Raw genomic sequence first — 11,147 nt, 5'->3', positions numbered from 1 at the left:
GTAGGAGCTAGGCCCACTGGGATGGTTGCTAAGACGAGATTTCCAGACGTGCATATGACGGAGACAGTGTTGCTTCCAAAATTAGGAACTAAGACTTTGGTACCATCCGGAGTGCGCTTAGGGAAAGCGGGTGCAATCCCTACAGGGATGGTAGCGACTAGCGCATCGCTGTAAACATTATATATGGCGACGGCATTGTCGAGTGTCACCCAAGCATGGGTTTCAAATAGCATGTGTGTATTCCCCCCTCTTTAGATTCGAGAAATGAGTAAGACTTAGCTTCAACGTATACTATTCGCTCGTGGAGAAGGGTGTTACACGCTATTTCTATTTCTAGCGTTATAAAATAATTTGCTCATGAATTCGGCCAGCCCGTTCGCTCCAGTCGTTGGCAAGAGCGTAAGCCATTCGTTCAGCTCTGCCGGTATCCTTACTTTCTAAGAGATGCCGTAAACGGAGTGAGAATAAGTGTGGGTTACTTTCCAGATTGATTTTCGGGATGGATAGCAGTTCAGGAAGCGGTGTACCCAGAACTTTAATTCCAGATGCATAGTATTCATAGAGTTTGATAGGGTTGCACCCTTTGGTCATTTCAGTTTGAAGAAAAGGAATCATCCCAACGTCGAAGTAATGTAAATAGGTTGGGAGTTCCTGGTAAGGTTTTAAGCCAAGATAAAAAACATTTTTATAGTTTAAGGGAAATTTATTAAGCTGAAAGAGAGCACCAAGAAAAACAAAGTTGAGTTCAGGGTTCTCTTGGATGGCGACTTTGAGTAACTTCCAATCGACCCAAGGGGCTATGGCGCCACTGTAACCAATAATGGGTTTACCTGAGGGAAGGTCAAGCGGACGAGTGCTTGGGGGAGGCGAAAAATGGACAAAATCAACACCGTTTGCTACTAGATAAACACGAGGATGCCTATGGTGAAAATAGTCATAAATACTACGACTACTACAAAATATCAAGTTTGCTTTTTCAAGGATAGCGGGATAATAGGGCGCCCAACTGGCAAATTCCTCTTTGGGTTCATCGACCGCATCGTATATAACAAGATCAGGGTCATAGTTTTGAATACTATGAATATGCGAAGGAACCGTCAACCAAAGAATACGTGGCCGGGGATGGGGTATGCCCAAAGCGGAAGTACCCTGACAGATGAGAAGGGAAGAGGACAAGTGCTTAATTTTTGGTTTTGAAAAGTTTCCAAGATCCTCGTAGAGAACCGTATGGCCAGATGTAGACAATTGACCCAACAACTGCTGTGGACGCTGAAACATCCAACTCCAAGGAATTGAGGGAGGATAGATAATCGTAGACATTAGTAACCTCCTCAAAAATAATCGTACATAGTTTAGCATATGTAGAAAAGGATTAAGGGGGAATGAGAGAGCTAGTACCATTTGCTCTAGCAAAACCATAGTATAAATAGAGGTGAAATTCGAAGAGTAGGAGGATGAGATATGGTAGAAGGAGAGGTCAAAACGATCAAGAAAGATATTGCTGAAATTAAGGAAGCTGTCAAGGATGTATCAACAGTGGTCAACGATATGCGAGTGCTGCTAGCCGGTAACTACATTACAAAACAAGACTTTGAGGAGTTTAAAAAAGACTCTGAGAACAGTCGGCGTTGGTGGTCGGGTTTTATCACCGCCTTGGCAGGAGCATTCGCGGCCATCGTGAGTCTCATCTGGAGTTAATTATAGAAGGAAATAACGTGTTGGGGGGACGGTTAGGACCGTCCCCCCAACACGCTACTCGTGTCTTCTTCTAACATGTTAGATGGCTTGTGCATAGAGTATTTTAGAACCAAGGGAATAGTTGATAGCGAAGTTTACGGGGGTGATTTTCTTGAAGGTTTTATCATTGACCAATGAATTTGAAGAAGAGAGTTTTGGTGGAGCTGGTACAGCGGCCACGGGCATGCTATATATGCTAGATCGTATGGGTATACAGCAAACTGTGATCGTTCCACAAAGTAATAAGAATGCACCAGGTTGGGCATTACGAGGACAACAGATTAAAGTTTTAGGATTGCCACGTAACAGCGATTACTTTGGTTATTTAGGAATGATTAAGACGGACGTTGTGTGTCAGGAATTTCCGGAGCTTAATCAGGCATGGGATATTATTCACAGCCATGCCATCAATTTTACGCCTCTGGCATATACCCTGTCCCAAGGGGTTGTCCCAATTCTATATTCAGTTTATTCTTTTTTGCGCAAGGAGTTAGAAGATCGGTCAGAGCCCGAATTACAAGCGCAATTTAAGATCCAGGAAGAGCTTCTGATGCGTTGTAGACGTATTCAACTCATTAGTCAGAGCGAGAGAAACTATCTGGCAGGGCGTTTTCCAGAATACCTTTCCAAAACGGAAGTGTTACCCCTCGGTGTTTGCTTGCCAGCAGAACGTTGGAAAAATAGAAACATGAATGAATTCCTTTATGTCGGAAGACTGCTCAATTATAAAGGGATTGAGGATTTGATCCATGCCGTATCAATCATTCAACAAAGCGGTCGGCAAATTCACTTAAATATTGTCGGTAAGGGCACAGAATCCTATGAGGGGCATTTAAAGCAGCTTATTCAGTCACTGAAACTAGGGACATGCGTTCAGTTACATGGCCGGAAGTCGAGTTCAGAGGTCAGGAAATGGATGGGACGTGCAACAAGTCTTGTGGTTCCCAGTCGACGTGAGGCCTATGGAATGGTGGCCTTAGAGGGTATGGTGATCGGGACACCGATAATCGCTTCAAATGCTGGTGGTCTGGCAGAAGTCGTTTCAAATTCATGTGCTTTAACCTTTGAGGCGGGAAATATTAGACAGTTGTCAGAAGCTTTATCAAGAGTGCTTAATAACCCATCTCTTTTGCAATCCCTCTCAGCTAGAGGACGGGAACGGGCCTTGATGTTTGAGTGGACTCGGCTCGCGCCAAGTTATAGGGCGCTTTTGGAGGGTGTCAGATAGACAAAGACTGACATAAGATATATCAATTACTGCTACAGAGGGGATGGGAGAACGTGATGTGGGAGCAAAAACAGGTCTTGATTACTGGAGCGGGTGGATTTATCGGCAGTCACTTAACAGAGGCTTTGGCCAAAGCAGGAGCAAAGGTTCGAGTCTTTATTCGATATAATTCCAGAGATGGTCGTGGTAACCTAGAAGATTTAGAACCCGGTTTACTGGAACAAATTGAAATAATTACTGGAGATTTACGGGACGCAGATGTTATTGAACGATCGGTTAAAGGGTGTGATGCCGTTTTCCACCTAGGTGCTTTAGTGGGAATCCCGTATTCCTATAAAAACCCTCGCGAGGTCGTGGAAACCAATATTATGGGGACGTTCAATGTTCTTACAGCAGCTCGCGATCATGGAGTGGAGCGAATCGTGCACACTTCAACCAGTGAAGTCTATGGATCCGCACTGTATGTCCCGATCGATGAGTCTCACCCTCTTCAGGGTCAGTCCCCTTATTCGGCGAGTAAGATTGGGGCAGATAAGTTAGCCGAAAGCTTTTATGCCTCCTTTGATTTACCGGTTGTCACGGTAAGACCGTTTAATTGTTATGGACCGCGACAATCCGCCCGGGCCGTTATACCGACACTGATTACTCAGGCCCTAGCCTGTCGAGAAATACGTCTTGGGAACACTGACACTTTGCGTGATTTCACCTTTGTAACGGATACCGCTGAAGGGTTTATAAAAGCAGCTCAGAGCCAAGAGGGGTTTGGTAAAGTGATAAATATTGGTTCAGGCCGAGAGATTTCGATTGGCCAACTAGCTCAGATTATTATAACTACGCTCCAGAGTAAAGCTGAAATCGTGGTGGACGAAGCGCGAATTCGCCCGAGTCGCAGCGAGGTAAACCGTCTTTTAGCAGATAATCGTTTGGCTAAAGATACAATCGGGTGGGAACCTCGTGTGTCACTAGAAGAAGGAGTTAAAAGGACGGTAGCTTGGGTTGCGGCTCATATGAATCGATATCAGATAGGGAAATACCAAATTTAACGGTAAAGGGGAATTTTATGCAAAGCATTATTTTAGCGGGTGGTAGAGGTTCACGCCTTGAACCGTATACTCGAATATTACCAAAGCCCCTTTTTCCTATTGGGGAAAAACCAATAGCAGCTATTTTGGTTCACCAACTTCAAAGGGCAGGATTCGATGAAATCATTATGTGTTTAGGGTATCTTTCTGACCTCATCAAGCTTTATTTTCAAGATGGAAGTCAATTTAGTCTGACAATCCGGTATTCTATTGAAACCGCTCCTTTAGGGACCGCAGGCCCATTAAAAATTGTCAATAACTTAGAGGACAATTTTTTAGTGGTCAATGGGGATGAATTAACCACTTTAGATTTTAGGGCGTTGTATGAACACCATATAGCAACACAAGCAGATATGACGGTCGCTGTACACAAGAAGACCGTTCATTCATCGTTCGGTGTTTTGGAGATTAGAGATGGACAAGTGACGGCTTATTCGGAGAAACCTACCCTAAACTATTGGGCTAGTATGGGCATTTACGTGATCAACAAACGGGTTCTTTCATTAATTCCAGAAAATAATTGCTTTGATATGCCAGACCTAGTTCAGCGTCTTCTTTCGGAACGAGCTCGGGTTGTAAGTTATGAAAGCGAGGATCTTTGGTTTGATATTGGGACGATGGCTGACCTCGAAAAGGCTAAAGAGGAATTTAAAAATTTAAAGCTTCCTTAAAGAGAACGAGAAAGTAACAGCAAGAGGTAGTGAGAGATGCGCTTCTCTATACTAGTCAGAAAGTATAACTTACGTTGTATACTTTCTGGAAGGTCCCTTCTCGCCATCACGGCGCCTTGCCATCCATGGCGGCGCTCTAATCTCGAACATCCTTGTTCGAGTCTTGGCTACAGGGACACTCGGCCAATCCACACTGCTGGAGTATGCGTAGTGAGTTGCAGTGTGGCGATAAGCTCATCCGCTTATCGTCATGGCCAGCGCATAAGGGCAACTAAGGCGACCGCCTTCGCTAAGGCTGCAAGAAGGTTAAAACGTGCGAAGACAGTGTCTTCGGGCGCTAGCCAAGTTTTCTTTATAGAAAGTAAGATTGCCCCCGAAAGGTGTGAGTAGGGACATGAGAAAGGTATTGATCTTAGGAGGGTCAGGAATGTTAGGGCATACCTTGTTTCGTTATCTGTCAGAAGATACAAGGCTAGATGTCTATACTACGGTCCGCTCTCCAAAGGAGTTATCCGGTTGGATATCGATGGATTGGATGAGGAAGGTACGCAGCGATGTCGATGTTCTCAATTCAGATAGCCTGACAAAGGTCTTCACGGATGTGTCGCCAGACGTTGTGGTGAATTGTATCGGAGTGATTAAGCAGGTAGCAAAGGCCCAAGACCCAATCGCGACGATTACTACTAACGCACTTTTACCTCATAGAATTGCCTTGCTTTGCAGTGCAACTGATTCGCGCTTAATTCATGTCAGCACAGATTGTGTTTTTGATGGAGAGAAAGGTGGATATTTAGAAGGGGATGTTTCTAATGCCCATGATCTCTACGGCAGAACAAAACTTCTCGGCGAAGTAGCCTACCCGCATTGTGTTACCCTACGAACTTCAATCATCGGGCATGAACTGAAAGGAAACTATGGTTTAGTCGAATGGTTTCTTAGTCAAGAGAAAAAGGTGAATGGGTTCAGGAAGGTTATTTATTCTGGTTTTCCAACCGTTGAATTAGCTCGGATTATCCGTGATTACGTGATCCCTAATTCAGAAATGATGGGGCTTTACCACGTATCCTCTGATCCAATTTCCAAATACGAGTTACTAAAGCTCATCAAGGTTCAGTACGACAAAAATGTGGAAATCGAGCCTGAGGACAGTTTTCGACTCGATCGATCATTGGACTCATCGCGATTTCGGTCTCTAACGGGCTATAATCCACCTACATGGCCAGACTTAATTCACGCAATGCATCTGGATTACTTGCAAGGCCCCTATCAAAACGGCAAAGCCAAGGGGGAATAAAATTGAAGCTTTTCGATAATAAAGTGATTGTGATTACCGGGGGTACAGGTTCACTCGGTAAGGTGTTAACCCGTCGGCTCTTGCAAAAGGAGCTTGGCTCTCCCAAGAAAATCATTATTTTTTCTCGTGATGAAGCTAAACAGCATGCTATGAGAGTTGAATACCAGCATAAACGAAATGTTACCGATGAAGTGATCTACGACAATTTTGCTCGACTTATCGAGTTTAGAATAGGAGATATCCGTGATTATCATTCCGTATGCGCTGTGTTAAGGGAAGCGGACATAGTGATCAATGCCGCAGCCCTGAAACAGGTCCCCTCATGCGAGTATTTCCCCTTTGAAGCGGTGCAGACCAATGTGGTGGGTCCAGAAAATATTATCCGAGCTATTCGTGAAAATAATCTTAAAATAGAAACTGTGGTCGGAGTCTCTACGGATAAAGCCTGCAAACCGGTGAATGCTATGGGGATTTCTAAAGCCATGCAAGAGCGGATATTTATCGCGGCCAATGTAACGCTTCCCAAGACAAGATTTATTTGTGTGCGCTATGGTAATGTGCTGGCCTCCCGGGGATCTGTCATACCTTTGTTCCATGAACAAATTAAGCATGGTGGTCCGTTAACCGTTACGACAAAGGAAATGACGAGATTTTTATTGCCTTTAGATAGCGCCGTAGATACCATTTTTGCTGTCTTAAAGGGTGCTAAGCCCGGAGAAATATTCATTCCGAAAATTCCTGCAGCCCTTATTCAAGATGTAGCAAAGGCCTTAATGGGAGATCTGAAGATTGCTATAAACTACACGGGAATTCGCCCGGGGGAAAAGGTCCATGAAATTATGATTTCTGAAGAAGAGGCTTGGCGAACGTATGACCGCGGTAATTATTATGCAATTAAGCCTATGCTTCCGGAACTGGTTACTGCAGAACCGGGTATACAGGCGCTGTCCAAAGAATATAGTTCAGGCGATTTCCTTATGACCTTCGAAGAAACGGTGGCCTTGTTGCTTAAGTATCATTTGATGGTGGGTCAAGATAATATTGATGAAGGAGAATTTTTACGTTGAAGAACTATAGGATCGTTTGTATATGCCAAATCTATAATGAATTGTGTAAAGATAACCTAGAACGCTTTGTAAACCATATTTTACCATTAGTCAGTGATTTGGTCGTCTATGATGACGGAAGCACGGATGGTAGTTATGAATATTTGCTTAAAAAAACGCCGTACGTTCTGAGAGGGACTAAAAATGATTTTGTCAATGAACGAAGGCATAAGCAGCTTCTGCTTCAAGAGGCTTTAAAGCTGAAGCCGGATTTTATCTTGTGGTTGGATGCCGACGAAGTATTAACCGACAATGCCGCCGAGAAGCTTCAGGAACTATGTGCGCATTGTGACGAACATCAGATGGATGCAGTGAACATGCATGAAATCAACCTTTGGCGCAGCTATTCTTGGCAACGGTTGGACAGTTTATATGATAAGGGTTGGTTTTGCCGTCTCTGGCGAGTGGTTCCCGGGATTTGCTTTAATGAGACAAAACCTGGTCTCCATCAACCCCTTTTTCCTTCGACGATTCGTTCCGTGAAGTGGACTCTTGATGTTCAAGTACTGCACTATGGTTTTTCTTCGCAGCAACGTTTAGCCTATAAATACCTAGTTTATAAGTCGCACGGACAACGTGGGTACGATATGCTTGATCGTTTAATCAGCGAGGAAAAACTTGAGGTAGCAAAAGTCCCTCAGGAACTCTTCCCGGAGGGTCTCTGGCTTGATGACGACGAGCCTAAACCATTGACCTTTATGGAATCCTTAGCATATGTCGAAGAATACCGCGAAGAAGTGTTCAAACTAAGATTCTCGATTGTTTGTTTAGTATATAAAAGTGTGGAATGGTTGAAGTTTGTTTATGACCAGGTCTTTAGATACACGGATATGACAGATAAGGAATTTTTCTTTGTCGCTAATGATGCCAACCCCTCGGTGCTCAATTATTTGAGTGATAACTATATCCCTCATTATGTTTTTACAAATACCCCCCAGCAACAAACGGAATGGTATGTAAATAATGTTTACCGTGCTTACAATTTTGCGGCTAGCAAGGCTCAGGGAGACTTTGTTATTTTCATAAATTCGGATATGGCGTTTACACCAGGTTGGTTGGATAATCTATGGCAGGCTTATAACGGAAAAAACTGCGTCACATCCCGATTAGTTGAGTCCGGGAAGTTGCGCAGTGGTCAATACGGTGTGGAAAGGGACTTTGGTCGGGATTATTCGTCGTATCAAGAAATCGAATTTCAACAATATGCCCGTGATCTGACGGAGTCTAAATTGGTAGACGGCGGACTATTTATGCCCCTCTTAATCCGTAAGGAGCATTTTGAACGGGTGGGGGGCTATCCAGAAGGACAGGTTGTCTTAGGAAGTGATTTTAATCATCCAATCATTGCCCGATGGGGAGAAGCCTGTGTATCTGGGGATACGGTCTTAATGCTGAAACTCCAGACCATAGGAATAAAGCATCAAACGGCGTTTGACAGTTTAGCTTATCATTTTCAATGGGGAGAACTTGATAGTTCGGAAACCGCAGTAGATGCACCAAGGAAAATAAAAGTTGCGTTATGTAATGATTTTGTCTCAGGATCAATGGGGGAAAAGGTATTATGGAATTTCCTCCAGGAATCCTTACCTGCTTCAGTAAGTATAGATAGGCATCTTGTTGGGGACAAGGGAGATTATGCTGCAAATGCTCGAAACTATATCCAAGAACATTATCCGGAAGTAGAAGTGATTCTTCAAAATGCCACTTTCATGAATACAGTCGATGAATCACGCTATACAATAGCGTTCTTACAGGACGACACTCGATCAATGGGCATGCCAAATACGCAACAAGAGGAAAATTTACGGCGGGCCGATAAACTTGTGACAAATTCTATCCAAACGGCGTTGTCTTATCCAGAGTATGATTTGGAGATAATTTCAGGTGGTGTGGATTTGGAACTCTTTAAGTCGATGAATAAAGAAGAGATTCGCCAGGAATTTGGTTTTGGCCCAGGACGAATAGGAATCTTTGTCGGGGACTTTTCTGAGTTCAACGGGTGGAGCAAAGTTCAGGCCTGTATTCAAGGTCATCCGGAAATAACCTGGATTTTAGTTTCTAAAACCGTTGAGGCATTTATCGCCGCCAACGTAAGAATATTTAATCGAGTACCTCAGACTCTCTTGGTTAAACTTTTAAACTGTGCAGATTTCCTTATCAACGGTTCGCCAATCGAGAACCAATGTCAGGCGGCTATTGAAGCTTGTCTATGCGATGTGCCCTTGATTATGCATGAAAAAGGTATTTTTAAGGATTTTAGTACAGAAGAGCGGGCTCAGTGTGGTATTTTTGGGGAGGATTTCGAGGGGGCTCTTCAAGAATTACCCAAGCGAAATTTTTCGCCCAGGCAAGTTATACTGGAGAAGAATTTTTCCACCCAGGATTCTATGCAAAAGTGGCATTGTTTACTGACGGCTGTCTTTAAAGAGCTCATGATTGAAAAAGCCAACTATAAAAGAGAGGCCGAACGGCATGAACGGCATGAACGGCATAAAGTATCAATCATCATAACAACATTTCAGAGAACGCATTTATTAAGGTGGGGGCTCTATTCATTGTCCTTACAGACAATGCCCTTTGAGTTTGAAACAATCGTCGTTAATGATGGCTTACAAGATGAAACAGAGGAGATTTGTAACGAGTTCAAGGAAAAACTAAATTTGAAGTATATATTTACCGGACAAAGAAATCTTAACGGTCGTTCTGAATGGCGGGTACCCGGTTTCGCTATTAATATTGGGGTCAAGCAATCCTCCGGGGATATTTTAGTCATGTGTTGTGCTGAAATGCTCCATATTAACCATACTATAGCCAGGCTGACTAAGCCTATTTTAGATAATCCTAAATTGTTGGGTATTCCGGTTGGAAAAGATGATCGTAATGGGGATCTGTTGGAGTCTATTAATAATAATAACGGGACGTTTGACCTTGCGACGTTCAACAATTGTGTAGATTTAAATACTAAAATGCCGTTTCTGATGGCCTTACATCGTAGTCAATTTACGGAAATTGGGGGCTATGATGAAGATTTTGTGGGAATTGCTTATGATGATCGAGATTTTATCGATCGATTATTGGGAAACGGTTGCCATTACTGTCCGACAGATGCGACAACGGCACATTTGTACCATCCCAGAGCAGACGGTTATTATGAGGGCGGAGGTCCCCCCGAATGGGACTTTAATAAAAATTTGTACTTTTCCCGGATCGGTAAAATAGTGAGGAACGAAGGAAAAGAGTGGGGAAAACCATAAAAAGAGTGGGTATTATTTTGCATTCAATAAAGGGGCCACGTCAAGTGGCCCTTTATTATTTGGGATAGCTTTCAATAATAATGACATTTAGTCTGAGAATCAATCATCACCTTGCCACAAAAGCACTCGAAATTAAAATGATTAGAAAGAACCCTAAATTCTAGAGGGGTGCACATCTGTAGCGTTGCAGTATTTGGGAAAGTCGGATTTGGAGTATCCGGCTGAATTGGTTGAGGGCACACCTTAGGAGATGGAGTCTGTACATAATATGTCAACAAAGGGAATGGTTCCAGCATTAAGCATAATTGAAGGTAACAAAATTAGGACATGAACAATACAATAAGTTAACCCATAATTTAGGAGGGTAGAAGATATATGCCTTATTTAACAACGGGTTTGATGTCTAACACCTCGGTTGAGGGCGTTAGACAGAGTTCAACGCTCACGGTAAATATCTCGAATGATGATACTTCTACAGTAGCAATTCAAGTTGAGGGATTTTTTCAGAGTGGAACGACAAAAGTGAAGTATGTAGAAGAGTTTTTCACTCTTACAGCGGGTACCGTGGCTTTGAAGACTTATTTCGTCCCATTTAATGCTTTTGAGTTTGTATTCTTTGTTAGCTCACAGAATGTAGAAGTCTCTGTATGGAGCAAAGACGCTACTGGAAACCTTACTTCAGCTCATTTGACAGTGGCCGAAGCAAGCGCCTGAAAGAGAAAGCTGTAAGCAAGACAAGTCTAAACTTATTATAAGTTGTGGATTTAATCAATTC

9 protein-coding genes and 1 pseudogene are annotated in these 11,147 nt (G+C 43.2%); 8 read left to right on the top strand and 2 right to left on the bottom strand.

The window, feature by feature from the left end:
- Positions 1-233 (bottom strand): annotated as a pseudogene (locus UF75_RS22125) (YncE family protein); the annotation flags it as partial.
- A gap of 106 nt (positions 234-339) precedes the next feature.
- A complete protein-coding gene (locus tag UF75_RS22120; protein ID WP_045576705.1) occupies positions 340-1,320 on the bottom strand; it encodes a glycosyltransferase family 1 protein in 981 nt (326 codons plus the stop codon).
- A gap of 141 nt (positions 1,321-1,461) precedes the next feature.
- Between UF75_RS22120 and UF75_RS22115 the strand changes: the two genes are divergently transcribed.
- From UF75_RS22115 to UF75_RS22080, 8 genes are all read left to right on the top strand, one after another.
- Positions 1,462-1,698, top strand: a complete 237-nt coding sequence (locus tag UF75_RS22115; RefSeq protein WP_045576704.1) for a hypothetical protein — start codon at positions 1,462-1,464, stop codon at positions 1,696-1,698.
- A 142-nt stretch (positions 1,699-1,840) separates the two neighbouring features.
- Positions 1,841-2,965 (top strand): glycosyltransferase family 4 protein, encoded by a 1,125-nt coding sequence (locus UF75_RS22110; protein ID WP_197079501.1) that lies wholly within the window; start codon positions 1,841-1,843, stop codon positions 2,963-2,965.
- 56 nt (positions 2,966-3,021) lie between these two features.
- On the top strand, positions 3,022-4,008 hold the full coding sequence (locus UF75_RS22105) for an SDR family NAD(P)-dependent oxidoreductase (protein WP_045576703.1): 987 nt from the start codon (positions 3,022-3,024) through the stop codon (positions 4,006-4,008).
- Between the two features lie 17 nt (positions 4,009-4,025).
- The gene (locus UF75_RS22100; protein ID WP_045576702.1) at positions 4,026-4,718 is read left to right on the top strand and encodes a sugar phosphate nucleotidyltransferase; all 693 of its coding nucleotides are present in this window, start codon (positions 4,026-4,028) and stop codon (positions 4,716-4,718) included.
- A 394-nt stretch (positions 4,719-5,112) separates the two neighbouring features.
- Positions 5,113-6,012 (top strand): SDR family oxidoreductase, encoded by a 900-nt coding sequence (locus UF75_RS22095; RefSeq protein WP_082075291.1) that lies wholly within the window; start codon positions 5,113-5,115, stop codon positions 6,010-6,012.
- A gap of 2 nt (positions 6,013-6,014) precedes the next feature.
- Positions 6,015-7,079, top strand: a complete 1,065-nt coding sequence (locus UF75_RS22090; protein ID WP_045576700.1) for a polysaccharide biosynthesis protein — start codon at positions 6,015-6,017, stop codon at positions 7,077-7,079.
- Entirely contained in the window at positions 7,076-10,372 is a 3,297-nt protein-coding gene (locus UF75_RS22085) for a glycosyltransferase (protein ID WP_045576699.1), read from the top strand. The genes UF75_RS22090 and UF75_RS22085 overlap by 4 nt, the downstream gene beginning before the upstream one ends.
- Positions 10,373-10,747: 375 nt before the next feature.
- Positions 10,748-11,086, top strand: a complete 339-nt coding sequence (locus UF75_RS22080) for a hypothetical protein (RefSeq protein ID WP_045576698.1) — start codon at positions 10,748-10,750, stop codon at positions 11,084-11,086.
- The last annotated feature ends 61 nt before the right edge of the window (positions 11,087-11,147 follow it).

The organism is Desulfosporosinus sp. I2 (assembly GCF_000960765.1).
Taxonomy (GTDB): domain Bacteria; phylum Bacillota; class Desulfitobacteriia; order Desulfitobacteriales; family Desulfitobacteriaceae; genus Desulfosporosinus.
Note: the sequence above shows the minus strand (reverse complement) of the source record. Positions and strands in the feature narration are given on the sequence as shown.